This window comes from Streptomyces sp. NPDC048479, from assembly GCF_040651435.1.
Taxonomy (GTDB): Bacteria; Actinomycetota; Actinomycetes; order Streptomycetales; family Streptomycetaceae; genus Streptomyces.
Genome location: NZ_JBEZKA010000006.1, coordinates 37171 through 52078, shown reverse-complemented (window position 1 = coordinate 52078; position 14908 = coordinate 37171). Strand labels below are relative to the sequence as shown.

Genomic DNA, 14908 nt, shown 5'->3' with positions numbered 1-14908 from the left:
CCGACGGTGTCAGTTCTTGAGACCGGTGGTGGCGATCGAGTCGGTCAGATACCGCTGGAGCAGTCCGAAGACGAGCAGGCAGGGCAGCACGGTGATGGTGGCCCCGGCCATGATCTGATTGACGGCCATGTTCTCGCCCTGCAGCGTGGCGAGGCCGACGGTGAGGGTGCGCATCTGCTCGGACTGCCCGATCACCAGCGGCCAGAGGAAGTCGTTCCAGTGCCACAGGAAGACGAACACCCCGAGGGTCGCCAGGATCGGCCGGATGAGCGGAATGACGATGGTGGTGTAGATCCGCCACTCCGACGCCCCGTCGATCTTCGCCGCCTCGAAGAGCTCGTCGGGCAACTGGTACATGAACTGCCGCATCAGGAAAACCGCCTGGGAGTTGGCGAGCGTCGGCACGATCAGCCCCCAGTACGTGTCGACGCCGCCCATCTTCGACACCAGGATGTAGTACGGGATGAGGGTGGCCTGAAAGGGCACCATCAGCGTCGCGAGGAACGCCCAGAACAGGATCTCGCGCCCGGGGAACCGCTTCTTGGCGAAGGCGTATCCGGCCATCGACGAGAACAGCAGGATCAGCACGACCGAAACCAGCGAATACACGAGGGAGTTGAGCGCCCAGCGGCCGATGTCCGCACCGCTGAGGACGTCGGAGAAGTTCTGCCAGGTGGCGCGGGTGAGGTCGAAGGCACCGGGGAGGGTCCGGCCGCCCGGCGGGGCGAAGGCGACCAGCACCATCACCAGGAACGGCGTGACGGTAACGAACGCGACCAGGATCAGCAGCACGGGGAGTCTGAGCCGCGCCATCAGTCGGCCTCCCTTCCGATGAGCCGGCGCTGGATGAGCGAGAAGATCAGGACTACGAGGAAGAGCATCAGGCCGACCGCGCTGGCGTACCCGAAGTCGAAGTACTTGAAGCCCGAGTCGTACAGGAAGTAGACGAGCGAATAGCTGGCCCGGATCGGTCCGCCCGCGGTCATGACATACATCGCGTCGAAGACCTGGAAGGCCTGGATCGCCTCGATGACGAGCACAAAGAAAAGCACGGGCCGCAGCAGCGGCAGCGTCACCCAGCGGAAGCGCTGCCAGGCGCCGGCGCCGTCGATGGTCGCCGCCTCGGTGATCTCGCGGGGGATGGACTGGAGCCCGGCGAGAAGGATCAGCATGGTGTAGCCGAAGCCCTTCCAGGCGGAGGTCGCGGCAATGGAGGGCAGGACAAGGGACTCATCGCCGAGGAAGTCGACCGGGCCGAGGGAGAGGGCGCCGAGTGCGGCGTTGAGGAGCCCGTCGTCGACCTGGTAGATCCACTTCCAGATGACGGCGGCCAGCACGATGCTGGTGACGTACGGCAGGAAGAACAGGCCGCGGAAGAAGCCGCGCAGCCAGATGGTGCGGTGCAGCAGCACGGCCGTGCCGAGAGCGAGCAGCACGGTCATCGGGACATAGACCGCGGTGTAGACGGCGGTGACGCCCAGGCTCCCCCAGAACAGGTCGTCCTCGAACAGGCGGGTGTAGTTCTCGGCCCCGATGAACCGCCATTCGCCGCTGAGCCGGTAGTCGGTGAGTGAGAGGAACACCGCACCGATGGTCGGGCCGAATCGGAAGACGATGAACAGCACCAGCATGGGGGCCACGAACGCGAGGCCCACGAGGGCCTCGCGCCGTCGTGCGGGAGTGCCGGGCCGGCCTTGGTGACGACCCGCCTTGCGAACGGCCCGCTTGCCGGCGGCCTGCACGCGGACGGTGGCCACCTCGCGCGTGGCCGGTTCACCCGTGGCCACCTCATGCGAGGCCACCTCGCGCGTGGCCGGTTCACCTGTGGCCGCCTCGCGCGAGGCCGTTTCGCGTGTGATCTCCTCGCTCAACGCTGCCGCGCCAGCAGGTCGTCGGCCGCCTTGGCCGCCGAGTCGAGCGCTTCCTTGGGACTCTTCTTCCCCGCCAGCGCCGCCTGGATCTCCGGCGCGAGCAGACCCATCAGCTGGCGCGCGGCCGGGTTGGGCTCACCGGGACTGACGTCCGCCAGCGCCGCCTGGTACTGCTTCGCGTACGGAGATGCGTTCGGCACGGTGACGTCCGTACGCGGTGAGAAGTATCCGCTGGCCCTGCCCAGGGACTTGACCTGCTCCGGCTCCGTCATGAAGGCGAGGAACTTCTCCGCGCCCGCCGCATTCCCGGACTTGGCGTTGACGCTGAGCGCACCGGGGATGCCGAACGCGACCTCCTTCGCGGGGCCTCTGAGCGGCGCTCCCACCACGACGTTCTCCGGGCCCCAGGTCTTCGCGGCCAGTTCGGCGTCGGCGAGGACGACGGAGAAGCCCATGGCAGCCTGCTGCTTGCCGAGTGCCTGGTCTGCGAGGAGGTTGGTGTTCGTCATCGACGACCTGGGGACCGAGCCCGCCTGGTAGAGGTCGGTGAGGAAGGTCAGCGCCTCGACACCCTCGGGACTGTTGAAGGCGGCCTTCTTGCCGTCCTCGGTGAAGACGCTGCCGCCGGCCTGCCACAGCAGCGGATAGAAGTTGAGGTTCAGCGAGGCCTCGTTGCTGGCGGAGTAGTCGAGGAGGGCGACGCCGTTCTTCTTGAGCTTGGGGGCGGCGGCCTTGATCTCGTCCCAGGTGCCGGGCGGTGTGGCGACACCGGCTGCGGTCAGCAACTTCTTGTTGTAGACGGTGGTCGTGATGGTCTGATAGATGGGCGCGCCGTAGATCTTGCCCTTCTGTTTCATCGCGTCAAGGGTGGCGGGCAGGAACTTGCCGACGCTGGCCCCCAGCGCCCCGTCCACCGGGCTGATGGCGCCGCTGGCGGAGAACTGCGGAATCTGGTCCGGCGTCAGCAGGACGACGTCCGGCCCCTTGCCGCCGCCGAACGCCGTGGCGATCTTCTGGTCGCGGTTCTCCCACGGCTGCTGCTCGATGGTGAGCGAGGTGCCCGGCGCGGCCTTCTCGAAGTCCGCCTCGATCTGCGCCCAGTAGGCGGAGCTGGCCTTGGGATCGGCGATCACCGGGTACATCCAGACGGTGACCTTCTTCGACCCCGAATCGCTGTCTCCGCCACAGCCGGCGAGCAGGGCGGCGAGCGTGAACAGGGCGAGAGGTGCGGCGGCGCGCTTGAAGCCTGTCTTCATGGGGGCCTCCGGAAGGCCTGAGAAGGGAGCCAGAGCCCGGCTAGTTTCGGCCTGGGCCGAAAGTATCGGGGCGGATTTGGCGTGTCAATGCCACAAGCCGAGCGGATCGGCCGGAAGTGCCGCCAGGACCCTGCCGGGCACGTCGGCAGACGGGTTCTTCCGGACGGCGGGCGCGCCCGGTGCGGACGGCGTGTGGGGCCTGCGTGACACTGGCTCACGTGAGAAGCGAGAACACCCCCTTCGTGGGCGGGCCACTGGACGGGCGTGTGCTGCCGGTCCTGGTCGGGATGACGGGCCATCCGCCGAAGTGGTACGAGATCCCCGTACCGAACGAGGACGGCAGCCCGCCGACGGTGTACGCGTACCGGCGCGTACCGGCCGGTTACACCAAACGGCTGAGGCTGCAGCGCGGCTGGAAGTACGAGTACGCCCCGGAGGGCGTGGAACGCCGCGCGCTGAGGTGGCCCTGGTCGAAGCCGAACGGCGCGCCATAAGATCACGGGACCGTGTCGCCAGGGGGGATGCACTCGATGGAGCCGCTGCAGCAGGACGATCCGCGCCAGATCGGCCCGTTCACCACCCTGGCGCGTCACCGGGATTCGGCGGTCTGCGTCCGCTACCTCGCGCACGGGCCGAACGGCACGATCGCGGTCGTCTCGGTGGCCCGGGCGGAGCTGGCGGCGCTGACGGCGTTCCGGCGCCGCTTCCGGTCGGAGACGCGGCGGACGCAGCGGCTGGCCGGGGGCTGGGTGGCGCCGATCGAGTCCAGTACGGACGGCACGGAAGGCACGGAAAGGACCGAGGGTGCTGAGGCCCGGGACGGGGAGCCGCTGTGGACGGCGAGCCCGTACGTCCCGGCGCTGACGCTGCGCGAGGCCGTCGCGCTGGCCGGCCCACTTCCGGAACGGGCGGTACGCATACTGGGCGCGGCTCTCGCGGAGATCCTGTCGCGCGTGCATGCGACCGGGACGGTGCTGCACGGGCTGGCGCCCGACACGGTCCTGCTCGCGGCGGACGGACCGCGGCTCACCGCGTTCGGGGCGCTGGGCGCGGCCGCCGTCGCGGAGGCGCATCCGGACGGGCAACTGACGGTGAAGCTCGGCTATCTGACCCCGGAACAGGCGACGGGCGCGAAGCCCGGACCGGCGTCGGACATTTTTGTCCTGGGCCTGCTGCTGGCGTACGCGTCGACGGGTACGACCCCACTGGCGGACGCGGACCGTATTGCGCACGGAGAGCCGGAACTGGGCGGAGTGCCGGGTGAGTTGCGCCCCTTGGTGGCCCACTGCCTGTCGAAGTCTCCGGAGGACCGCCCTTCGGCGAGCACGGTGGCGGCGGACCTGGCCCTGGAAGGTGCGGCGGCACTGGCCCGGGAGGGCTGGCTGCCCCCGAGCCTGGTAGCTGCGGTGGAGGCGCAGGCGGTGCGGGTGAGGTCCCTGGGGCAGGGGGCTGCGTGGGAGGCCGGTCCTGGCTCGGGCTTCGGCCAATCGGAGGCAGGCCTCCAACCGGCGGACGCGAAGCCTGCGGATGCGGTGGCGGCACAGCACGCGGGCGCCGTCGGCGCGGGGCCGGGCTCCCTGCGGGACACGGACACCCTGCTCGTGGGCGGCGGTCGCAACGCGCCCGGGGTGGGCGGGCCCGGGGCGGGCGTTGACCGGGTCACCGCCGCGCTCGCCGTACCTGCGGCGCGGAGCGCGCCGACCAGCACCGCAGCCGCAGTCGCTCGGCCGGCCGTCGCTCCTGCGACCGCAGCGCCGCTCCCCACCCCGGCCCGTCCCGCAGCGCCCCTTCCCACCGCGCCCCTCCCCGCAGCGCTGCCCCCAGGCGCGCCCACGCCCGATCGGCGTGCGCTGCTCACCGGCATCGTCGGCGCGGCTGCCGGGCTCGTGGTCGGCGGCACCGCGGTGTACGCCGTCGCCGCCGGGGACTCGGACAAGAAACCCGCCCAAGCCGCCCCCGCTCCGCGCCGCACCCGGATGGCCGGGCTGCCGCCGGAGCCGGTGTGGCGGTACGAGCATCCGGCGACCGCCGCCGAACCGCTGTCCGCCACCGTCTGGCAGGACCGGGTGCTGGTCCTGACCGGCAAGGAGCAGTCCACCGGGGTCGATCTCCGTACCGGACGGCCGCTCTGGCAGCGCAAGGAGGCCGTGTCGGCCTCGCGCGCCGTACCCGTCGACGACGCGCTCTGCTTCGTGGACACCCCCGACGCGTTCCTGTGGATCACGGCACAGGATGGACAGGTCAAGCACCGGATCGCCAAGGCCGCACTGGCCGGTCCCGGCGAGGTCCTGACGCTCACCGGCAGGACCGGCCTGGACGGGACGACGCTCTGGATGACCGGCCAGGTCAAGAAGGGCGCCGCGCTGGAGTCGTACCTGCTCGCGTACGACCTCGTCGCCCGGAAGTGGCTGTGGCGCACCCGGATCCCGGGCGCACCTGCCCCCTATGCGCCGCAGTACCAGCTGATCGGTGTGCGCCCCGCCGAGATCGTCGTACGGCAGTACGCGTCCACCCTGACCCCCGCTCAGCAGAAGGCCGCCAAGGGCGCATCCGTGCTGCTGGCCATCGACCGGAAGACCGGCAAGCAGCTCAAGTCGCTGCGGCTGGCCGGCGTCCATCCCGCCGCCGCGCTGGTGGGCGATGCGTCGGGAAGGCTGTTCGCCCCGGTGGCCGACCGGCTGAACGCGTACACGATCAGCACCGGCGCGCTGCTGTGGCGGCTGGCCCCGGCCGATACGGCTCCGGGCGAGAGCGGAGTCTTCGGTTTCGGCGGCGCGATCCTCCGCAGCCCCATGCTGTACGTCGCCAACCGCCACCAGCAGGTGTCCGCTGTCGACACCGCGAACGGCCGCCGACTGTGGCAGCGCTCCACCGACGCGCCGGTGTCGAACGAGATTCCGGGGACCGGCGTCAGCACGAGCGGCCGGACGGTACTCGCGTACGACAGCGGCCAGCTCACCGCGTTCGCCGCGCGCGACGGAAAGCGGCTGTGGAAGTTCCAGGAGACGGGCGCGCAGGACGGCGGAACCGACACACCCCGCTACGAGCCCCTCGCCGGTGGCGGCCGGAATCTCGTCGTCCGGCGGGACCGGACCTTTTACGCCCTGCCGGTGGACTGACACGCCGACGTATCCCCGTACGCCGCCACAACGAGTGACCGCATTGCGCCGAATCGACCACTCGTGGGGCGGTGCGAGCGGGGCGCTCGCATCATCGGCTGCGAGGTGGACGGCGTGGACGGCCCACCCCCGCAGCCGGAGGTGATGTGGTGTCAGGCAGTCTGCTCCGTGCTGTCTGTACGGCGGCGCTGGCCGTTGCCACGGTGACCGCGGCGGTGCCGGCACCACCGGCCGCCGCCGTGCCGCCCGCGCCCACGACCGTCTCCGGACTGCTGACCGAACTTCAGAAGCTGTACCGGCAGATCGAGGAGGCCGGCGAGACGTACAACGCCACGGAGGCAAAACTCGGGCAGCAGCAGGCCGAGACGGCCAGGCTCGCCCGCGACCTGGCCACAGCGCGCAACGCGATCGACGCCGGCCGCCGCGACGTCGGCCGACTGGCGCGGGAGCAGTACCAGGGGCAGTCCGATCTCTCCTCCTACCTCCAGTTGCTGCTCGCCAAGAACCCGCGGCAAGCCCTCGACCAGGACCATCTGATCGAGCGCGCGGCCAGCGACCGGCTGGCGACGATTTCGCGGCTCGAGGCGGGCGCGAAGCGGGCGGACACGCTGGCGAGCGAGTCCCGCAAGGCCCTGGACAAGGAACAGACGCTCGCGAACAAGCAGAAACAGGCGCGCGACAGGGCCACGGCGCGGCTGAGGGAGGTCGAGAAGCTGCTCGCCTCGCTCTCCCCCGAGGAGATCGCCGAACTGGCCGCGCTGGAGCGGTCCCACACCGCGAAAGCCCAGAAGAAGCTGCTCTCCACGGGCGTGCTCGACGGCAAGCGCACCCCCTCCAAGGAAGGCGACAATGCCCTGGAGTACGCCGTCGGACAGATCGGCAAGCCGTACGTCTGGGGCGCGGAGGGCCCCCAGGCGTACGACTGCTCGGGGCTGACCTCCCAGGCCTGGGCGCGGGCCGGACGCACCATCCCGCGTACGTCGCAGGAGCAGTGGCGGGAGCTCCCGAAGGTGTCACTGCGCCGGCTGCGCCCCGGTGACCTGGTGATCTACTTCCCCAGGGCCACCCATGTGGCGATCTATCTGGGCGAGGGCCTGGTGGTGCAGGCCCCGCACCCCGGCACCCGCGTCAAGGTCTCGCCGATCGCCGCGAACCCGCTGCTGGGCGCGGTCCGTCCGGATCCGGACGGAGCCGCGCTGCGCAGCTACACACGGCCGGAGCTGCCGCCCGGCGCGACGGCGGGCTCGGACGCGGCGTACGGAGCGGAGTCGGCCCCGGGCGCCGGCTGATCCGCACCCGGGGCAACTCCCATTGCGTCAGGCGCCGGCGCCCGCGACCTCGCCGAGGTAGGCGTTGGTCTTGTCCGGGTCGTAGAAGAAGTTCTCGAAGTCCGCCGGGTCGTTGAAGCCGTTCGCGAAACGGTCGGCGACCGGCTGGAGCTGGCCTGCGGCACCGATCAGGTTGAGGACATGCTCGGGCGGCACGCCGAGCATCGCGTTCGTCCACTTGGTGACGTGCTGCGCGGTGTCCCAGTAGCGGTCGAAGGTGGACTGCATCCACGCCTCGTCGAACGGCCGGTCGCCGTGCTCGGTGATCGAGGAGAGGTAGGCGGCCGCGCACTTGGACGCCGAGTTGGAGCCCTGGCCGGTGATCGGGTCGTTGGCGACGACCACATCGGCGACGCCGAGGACCAGTCCGCCGCCGGGGAGGCGGCCGATCGGGTTGCGGACGGTGGGCGCGTACCGGCCCGCGAGGGTGCCGCCCGCGTCGGTCAGCTCGACCTTGGTGGCGCGCGCGTACTCCCAGGGCGTGAACTTCTCCATGAGCTCGAGGGTCAGCGAGAGGTGCTCCGCCGGATCCTTGACGCCCTGGAAGACATCGAGCGGACCGCCCGGGATGCCCTCCCAGAAGAGGATGTCCGCGCGGCCGGTGGTGGTGAAGGTCGGCATCACGAAGAGCTCACCGACGCCCGGCACGAGGTTGCAGCGGACCGCGTCGTACTCGGGGTGCTCGGGGCGCGGGCCCAGGCCGTGGACGTAGGAGACAGCCAGCGCGCGCTGCGGGGCGTCGTACGGCGAGCGGGAGGCGTCCCGGCCGAACATCGAGACCAGTTCGCCCTTGCCGGCCGACACCATCACCAGGTCGTACGTACGGGAGAAGAAGTCCAGGTCGGAGACTGCCGCTCCGTGGATGACGAGCTGCCCGCCGCGCTGGGCGAAGGTCTCCATCCAGCCGGCCATCTTCACGCGCTGGTCGACCGACTGGGCGTAACCCTCCAGCTTGCCGACCCAGTCGATGGGCCGGGAGGCGTCGGGGGCGGCGACGGAGACGCCGAGGCCCTCGATGCGCGGGGCCTGGGACTCCCAGAAGTTGATGCCGAGATCGCGCTCGTGCTGCAGCGCCGTGTCGAACATGCACTGCGTGGACATGACCCGGCCGGACCGGATCTCGTCCGCGGTGCGGTTGGACATCAGGGTGACCTCGTAGCCCTGCGACTGGAGTCCGAGGGCGAGCTGGAGACCGGACTGACCGGCTCCGACTATGAGTATCTTCCGCATCGAAGGAGTCTCTTTCGTCAGTTCAGTGCTATTCGGGGGTGGCTTCGAGAGCGTGGGCGACCAGCGTGAGCAGCGATTCGATCACCGTGATCCGGTTGCGCGCGTCCATGATCACAACGGGCACATGGGGCGGGACGGTCAGGGCCTCGCGCACGTCCCCGGCCTCGAACGCCTCCGTGCCCTCGAAGTGGTTGACGGCGACGATGTACGGCAGCCCGGAGCTCTCGAAGTAGTCGAGCGCCGGAAAGCAGTCCGGCAGCCTGCGGGTGTCGGCCAGCACGATCGCGCCGATCGCGCCGCGCACCAGGTCGTCCCACATGAACCAGAAGCGCTGCTGGCCGGGCGTCCCGAAGACATACAGCACCAGATCGTCGTCGAGCGTGATCCGGCCGAAGTCCATGGCGACGGTCGTGGTGAGCTTGTCCGGCGTCTCGGTGAGATCGTCGGTCTCCTCGCTCGCCTGCGTCATCAACGCCTCGGTCTGCAGCGGCGTGATCTCGGAGACCGCCCCGACAAAGGTCGTCTTGCCGACGCCGAAGCCGCCCGCGACCACGATCTTGGTGGCGATGGGGGCCCGGGTGCGGTCCAACTGCCATGCCTGCAGATCCCCTTCGGGCTGCGGGTGGGGCCGGGCGAGGAGCGTGTCAGAGGCGGCGGAGTCCACTCAGCACCCTTTCGAGCAGCGCGCGGTCGGGCTGGCCGGCGCCGTGCCCGGTCCCGTACACACGGATCTTTCCCTGGTCGGCCAGGTCGCTGAGCAGCACCCGGACAACGCCCAGCGGCATCTTCAGCAGCGCCGATATCTCGGCGACGGTACGCATACGGCGGCAGAGCTCGACGATGGCCCGCAGCTCGGGCATCACCCGCGAGGAGAGGTCGCCGTTCGGCAGCTCCTTGCGCTCGGCCGGTGCTTCGAGCGCGGCCACGAAGGTCTCGACGAGCAGCACATGGCCGAAGCGGGTGCGGCCGCCGGTGAGGGAGTAGGGGCGGACCCGGGCCGGGCGTCGGGCGTCGCCGCGCACCGGCAGTTTGGGGGGCGTCACTGGGCGCTCTCCATTGATTTGCGCAGTTCGCTGCGGAGTTCGGGGGTGAGGACATGTCCGGCACGGCCGACGAAGAGGGCCATGTGGTAGGCGACGACACTCATGTCGCAGTCGGGAGCGGTGTGCACGCCGAGCAGCGAGCCGTCACTGATCGACATGACGAAGACGCTGCCTTCGTCCATCGCGACCATCGTCTGCTTGACGCCGCCGCCGTCCATCAGCTTGGCGGCACCGATGGTGAGGCTGCCGATGCCGGAGACGATCGTGGCGAGGTCCGCGCTGGAGCCTCTGGGGCCTTCCGGGCGGCTCTTGGCGGCCGGGACGGCGTTCTGGGCGGGGTCGGAGGAGAGCAGCAGCAGTCCGTCGGACGAGACAACAGCGACCGAGCGGGCTCCTGGTACCTCCTCCACGAAATTGCTCAACAACCAGTGCAGATTGCGGGCTTCGCTGCTCAGGCCGAATGTGCCGGTCGCAGTCAACTGCGTGCCTCCTCGACTGTGTCCCCCGCTTCTTCTGTTGTTGTCCGTGTATCGGCCGCGGTCTGTTCCGCGAGCTCCGCCTCGACGTCGCGGCGGCCGTCCTTCGCGCCCTGGTGGAAACCGCCGAGTCGGCGCCGCAGGGCTTCGGCGTCGACGCTGCCGGTGCGCTCGGTCGGTGCGCCGGTGGCGGGCTTGACGACCTTCGGGGTGCGCTTGGGCAGGCCCTTGTCGGTGACGCGCTCCCACTTGGGACCGGCTGCCGCCTTTTCGGCCTCGGGTTCCGGCTGCGCGTCGGGCTCGGGTCCGACCGCCGGCTCCGGGACAGGCTCAGGTCCGACCGCCGGCTCCGGGACGGGCTCAGGTCCGACCGCCGGCTCCGGGACGGGCTCAGGTCCGACCGCCGGCTCCGGGACAGGCTCAGGTCCGACCGCCGGCTCCGGGACGGGCTGCGGGTCCGCCTGGGCCACCGGCTCCGGGCCCGCTGGGACCTCCGGCTCCGGCTCCGGCAGACGCATCTCGAACGTCGCCTCGTCGACCCCGGTGCCGGTGGTCTCCGGGTCGCCGTCCGCCGTCCGCTCGTGCGTGTCCGGCTCCGCCGCGCGGATCGCCTGCTCGGCCGCCAGCACCAGTGGGTCGACCCGCCGCGGGCTGCCGGGCAGCGCATTGGAGTTGGCCTCCGCCACCGATCCGGGCAGATGCTGCGTGGGCGCCGCGCCCGCCACCGTCACGGTGTGCGACTCGGCGGCCGGCGGTCCGGCCGGAAGCAGCGACTGCGACAGGACGACGACCGCGGTGATCCCGCCCTGCTTCTGCTCGCGCAGCTGGACCCGTACGCCGTGGCGCGCGGCGAGCAGCGCCGCCACCCGCAGTCCGAGGCCCTCGCCGTCGCTGCCCGCATGCGTCTCGTACGCCTCGGGGTCCTCCAGCCGCGCGTTCAGCTCGGTCATGCGCCCGCTGGTCATCCCTATGCCGGTGTCCTGGACGGAGAGCATCACCTCGCCGCTTTCCAGCAGCCAGCCCGACAGCTCGACCTGGGCGTCCGGCGGCGAGAAGGAGGTGGCGTTCTCGAGGAGTTCGGCGATCAGATGGCTGAGGTCGTCCGCGGCGAACCCGGCGACCTGGGCGTGCGGCGGCAGGGACTGGATGACGACCCGCTCGTACCGCTCGATCTCACTGACGGCGGCGCGCAGTATGTCCACGAGAGGGACGGGTCCCGAGTGCGCGTGCCCGTGCTCGGCGCCCGCGAGGACCAGCAGGTTCTCGCTGTGGCGGCGCATGACGGTGGCCAGGTGGTCGAGCTTGAAGAGGGTGGCGAGCCGCTCCGGGTCCTGCTCGCGCTCCTCCAGCTTCTCGATGACGCCGAGCTGCCGTTCGACGAGGCCGAGCGTGCGCAGCGAGAGGTTGACGAAGGTGTGGTGGACGGTGTGCCGCAGCCGCTCGAGGTCGGCGGTGATCTCGGCGGTGCGCTCCTGGAGTTCGGCACGTCCGGCGGCCAGTTCGGCGGCGAGCGCGTCACGGGCGCCGATCAGGTCGACGCGGTCGTTGTCCAGCCGCTCGACCCGTACACCGAGGTCCCGCAGCTTGCCGTGCAGGGTGTTGAGGGACCGTACGACCTGAGCGAACTCGTCATTGCGGCCGGTGAAGCGGACCTGCTCCTCCACCTCGGGGGCGGCGGCGAGCCGTGCCGCGCCGATCCGCAGGACGGCGAGCGGGCGGGTGAGCGTACGGGCGACGGCGGCGGACACGCCGATGGCGACGATCAGCAGTCCGCCGAGCAGCGCGATCCGCAGCTCCAGCGCGGTGACATCGTCGTCGCGCAGCTGCGCGAAGCCCTCGGTCCGGTCGGCGGCGAGGGAGGACTCGACGCCCCGCATCTGCTCGATACGGGCGGTGAGCGAGGACTCGAGCTTCTCGCGGTTGGACTTGCGGTCGCCGGTGGAGAGCTCGGGCTGGTCGGTGAGGCGGGCGAGATAGAGCTCGGCGGTCTTGACCTCGGGTCCGGTGACGGTGGCGGCCAGCTTGTCGCGGGCATCCTTGCCCGCGGCCTGGTCGAAGTCGGCGAGCGCGGCGAGTTCCCGCACCCGGGACTGCTGGGCGGCGGCGCTGAGCGCGTTGCGCGTACGGTCGGCGGCCCCGTCGTCCTGGCCCTCGTCCTGGACGGGGAGGCCGGTGACCGGGTCGATGCTCTGGGTGCTTCGCTGCCGGGGCACGGAGAGTGCGGCGAGCAGCAGCCCGCGGGTGGCGGAGGCCTGCTCCACGGCGAGGCCGAGGGCGGCGGGCGCGCGGGTGCGGTCGGCGGCGCGCGGCGGGGTCTTCTCGGCGAGCTCGTCGGAGAGGGCCTGGAGGTTCGCCATGACGGCGGAGTAGGCGCGGTGGGCCTCCATCGCCGTGCCCTTGCCGGTGAGGGCGGTACGGCGGACGGAGGGGACGGAGGCAAGGTCGCGGCGCAGCTCGGCGTGGTCGCCGGGGACGCTGCCGCGGATCTCGTCGATCTGCCGGTCGACGCGGGCGCTGCGGCTGCCGGAGATCTCGCGCCGGTCCTTCTTGTCGCCCTTCTGGTCGTCGCGGCCCGCCGCGATGTACGCCGTGACCTCGTCGCGCTCGTCGGCGAGTGAGTGGGCGAGGGTGACGGCCTGGCGGTTGAGCCCGGCGAGGGTGACCAGGCGCTGCGACTCGGTCAGTTCGGCGGAGGTGGCGAGGATGCCGGGGGTGCCTGCGGCGATGACGACAAGGCTGACGGCGGCGACACCGGCGACGAGCCGGCTGCGTACGCGCACGGTGCGCCCGCGCGCGGCAGGGCCGGACGAGGCCTCCTGCGGAGGCTGGATGCCCTGCGGGACCTGAGTGGCCAGGGCCGGGGGGATTCCCGGGGTTTCGGAGGGCCTGCCGCCTTTGCCCCGAGGCCGCTTCTTCTGCACCGGTGCTCGCAATCTTGCTTGACTCGTCCGCCCATGAAGCAGAGGTGACGACCGGTCACACACGAGAGCCCCACCCCTGGCACGGCTTCCGACCATTCCAGCGCTTTTGGGAGGGAGGCGCGCATCGGCCGCTCCGCCACCCGAACGAGTGAACAGCACTCTGGAGTTGGCAAACAACTCGCGGCAGCGGCCGGTCGGCCGACAAGTGGGCCAACGGCTGGATCTTCCGGCCGGGCTTTGGCAGGATGCGCGCCCGCACCTTTCCGGCCCCGCATCCCTCGACCTTGGGATCCCGCTGACCTGCTGGTATGCGCCAAATGTACGGTCATGTGGGCCACGTGAAGGAGTCATGCAGACTGGATCTCATGCGTATCGAACTCGCCACCGCCCCCGGCACTCCCGAACGCCCCAACGAGGACTGGGCGTCCGTGACCCTGCCTGCCTCGGGCCAGGGCGGAACACTGGTCGTGCTGGACGGTGTGACCCCTCCGAAGGGGGATGACGGATGTGTACACGGGGTGCCCTGGTTCACCGCCCGGCTCGGCGGCGCGCTGGTCGAACTGTCTGGTTCGCGACGGGATCTGACGCTGACGGAGATCCTCTCCGCGGCAATCCGGCGCACCGCCGATACCCACCGCGAAACCTGTGACCTTTCTCACGTACGTACGCCTCAGGCAACGGTGGTCATGGCGCGCTGGGGTGCCGCGACGGAGGCGGTGGAGTATCTGGTGCTCTCCGACTCCACGCTGCTGCTGGAGTCACCGGGCGGTGAGGTGCGGGCGGTGCTGGACGACCGGATCGACCGGCTGCCCCCGGCCTCCCTGCGTAAGCACGCCTCGGCGGACGCCCTGCGCAATGCGGAGGGCGGGTTCTTCACCGCCGCGGCCGATCCGGCTGTGGCGGTCCGTGCGGTGACGGGCAGTACGCCGCGCGCCGAGGTACGGGCGGTGGCCGCGCTCACCGACGGTGCGTCCCGCTGGGTCGACATGTTCGCGGAGGGCAGCTGGGCCGAGTGCCTGGGCCTCATCCGCAAGGAAGGGCCGCAGGGGCTGATCGACCGGGTCAGGGCGCTGGAGAAGTCGGCCGAAGAGCGCACGGCCGTGATCCGCTGGAAGTTGCACGACGATGCGGCGGTCGTCTTCGCGGAGCTCTGACCCGCTGCCGACTCCCTCAGCTCTCCGCTCGCGCGTTCAGCTGGTGCAGCAGCCGGGCCAGCTCCGCGATCTCGCCGCGGTCCCAGCCCGCCAGCTTGTTCACATAGCTGTCGCGGCGCGCGTCACGCACCCGGCGGAAGCGGGCCAGGCCCTCGTCGGTGAGCCGGACGAGTGAGGCCCGTCCGTCGGCCGGATCGGGTTCGCGGGTCACCAGACCGAGCTCCTCGAGGGCGCGCAGCTGGCGGCTCATGGTCGCCTTGCCGACGCCGAAGTATCCGGCGAGCGCGGTGGCGCGCTGCTGCCCGACCTCTTCCAGACGTACGAACAAGCCGTAGGCGGCGGGCTCCAGCTCGGGGTGGACCTCGCGCGCCATTTCGCCCGAGGACGCCCGGGCCCGGCGCAGAAAGACGGCCAATTCCCGTTCCAGGGCGAGGAATACGTGGTCCACACCACTCTCACCCTTGGGGTCCGCTTCACTCCCCGTACCGCTTTCGTGCACGTCAGCACCCC

General features: G+C 70.9%; 13 protein-coding genes. 4 read left to right on the top strand and 9 right to left on the bottom strand.

Features of this window, described 5'->3' with window-relative positions; translation table 11 throughout:
* Positions 1 to 9 precede the first annotated feature (9 nt).
* Genes AB0D12_RS11595 through AB0D12_RS11585 form a run of 3 tightly spaced genes read right to left on the bottom strand, consistent with a single transcriptional unit; the run spans position 10 to position 3127 of the window.
* Positions 10 to 813 (bottom strand): carbohydrate ABC transporter permease, encoded by an 804-nt coding sequence (locus AB0D12_RS11595; protein WP_362679856.1) that lies wholly within the window; start codon positions 811 to 813, stop codon positions 10 to 12.
* Complete coding sequence (locus tag AB0D12_RS11590) at positions 813 to 1871, bottom strand: sugar ABC transporter permease (protein ID WP_362679853.1); 1059 nt, start codon at positions 1869 to 1871, stop codon at positions 813 to 815. Before AB0D12_RS11590 ends, AB0D12_RS11595 begins: the two co-directional genes overlap by 1 nt.
* Positions 1868 to 3127 carry a sugar ABC transporter substrate-binding protein gene (locus tag AB0D12_RS11585; RefSeq protein ID WP_362679850.1) on the bottom strand — a complete coding sequence of 420 codons (1260 nt, stop codon included), beginning with the start codon at positions 3125 to 3127 and terminating at the stop codon, positions 1868 to 1870. Before AB0D12_RS11585 ends, AB0D12_RS11590 begins: the two co-directional genes overlap by 4 nt.
* A gap of 218 nt (positions 3128 to 3345) precedes the next feature.
* Here AB0D12_RS11585 and AB0D12_RS11580 point away from each other — a divergent pair, with 218 nt between their 5' ends.
* The 3 genes from AB0D12_RS11580 to AB0D12_RS11570 all read left to right on the top strand — a co-directional run bounded on the left by AB0D12_RS11580 (position 3346) and on the right by AB0D12_RS11570 (position 7535).
* On the top strand, positions 3346 to 3621 hold the full coding sequence (locus tag AB0D12_RS11580; RefSeq protein WP_362679847.1) for a hypothetical protein: 276 nt from the start codon (positions 3346 to 3348) through the stop codon (positions 3619 to 3621).
* Between the two features lie 36 nt (positions 3622 to 3657).
* A complete protein-coding gene (locus AB0D12_RS11575) occupies positions 3658 to 6246 on the top strand; it encodes a PQQ-binding-like beta-propeller repeat protein (protein WP_362679844.1) in 2589 nt (862 codons plus the stop codon).
* Between the two features lie 149 nt (positions 6247 to 6395).
* Entirely contained in the window at positions 6396 to 7535 is a 1140-nt protein-coding gene (locus AB0D12_RS11570; protein WP_362679841.1) for an NlpC/P60 family protein, read from the top strand.
* Positions 7536 to 7562: 27 nt separating this feature from the next.
* Here the strand turns inward: AB0D12_RS11570 and AB0D12_RS11565 are convergent, their stop codons facing one another.
* Genes AB0D12_RS11565 through AB0D12_RS11545 form a run of 5 tightly spaced genes read right to left on the bottom strand, consistent with a single transcriptional unit; the run spans position 7563 to position 13103 of the window.
* Positions 7563 to 8804 (bottom strand): styrene monooxygenase/indole monooxygenase family protein, encoded by a 1242-nt coding sequence (locus tag AB0D12_RS11565; RefSeq protein WP_362679838.1) that lies wholly within the window; start codon positions 8802 to 8804, stop codon positions 7563 to 7565.
* 28 nt (positions 8805 to 8832) lie between these two features.
* On the bottom strand, positions 8833 to 9468 hold the full coding sequence (locus tag AB0D12_RS11560; protein WP_362679835.1) for an ATP/GTP-binding protein: 636 nt from the start codon (positions 9466 to 9468) through the stop codon (positions 8833 to 8835).
* Complete coding sequence (locus AB0D12_RS11555; protein WP_362679832.1) at positions 9449 to 9847, bottom strand: DUF742 domain-containing protein; 399 nt, start codon at positions 9845 to 9847, stop codon at positions 9449 to 9451. Before AB0D12_RS11555 ends, AB0D12_RS11560 begins: the two co-directional genes overlap by 20 nt.
* Entirely contained in the window at positions 9844 to 10326 is a 483-nt protein-coding gene (locus AB0D12_RS11550; protein ID WP_362679830.1) for a roadblock/LC7 domain-containing protein, read from the bottom strand. Before AB0D12_RS11550 ends, AB0D12_RS11555 begins: the two co-directional genes overlap by 4 nt.
* Positions 10323 to 13103: a nitrate- and nitrite sensing domain-containing protein gene (locus tag AB0D12_RS11545; RefSeq protein ID WP_362679827.1), complete on the bottom strand. Its 2781-nt coding sequence runs from the start codon at positions 13101 to 13103 to the stop codon at positions 10323 to 10325. The genes AB0D12_RS11550 and AB0D12_RS11545 overlap by 4 nt, the downstream gene beginning before the upstream one ends.
* Before the next feature lie 506 nt (positions 13104 to 13609).
* Between AB0D12_RS11545 and AB0D12_RS11540 the strand changes: the two genes are divergently transcribed.
* Positions 13610 to 14398 (top strand): hypothetical protein, encoded by a 789-nt coding sequence (locus tag AB0D12_RS11540; protein ID WP_362679824.1) that lies wholly within the window; start codon positions 13610 to 13612, stop codon positions 14396 to 14398.
* A 16-nt stretch (positions 14399 to 14414) separates the two neighbouring features.
* On the opposite strand, the gene AB0D12_RS11535 is transcribed toward AB0D12_RS11540, so the two are convergent.
* A complete protein-coding gene (locus AB0D12_RS11535) occupies positions 14415 to 14846 on the bottom strand; it encodes a MarR family transcriptional regulator (RefSeq protein WP_327326045.1) in 432 nt (143 codons plus the stop codon).
* Positions 14847 to 14908 lie beyond the last annotated feature (62 nt).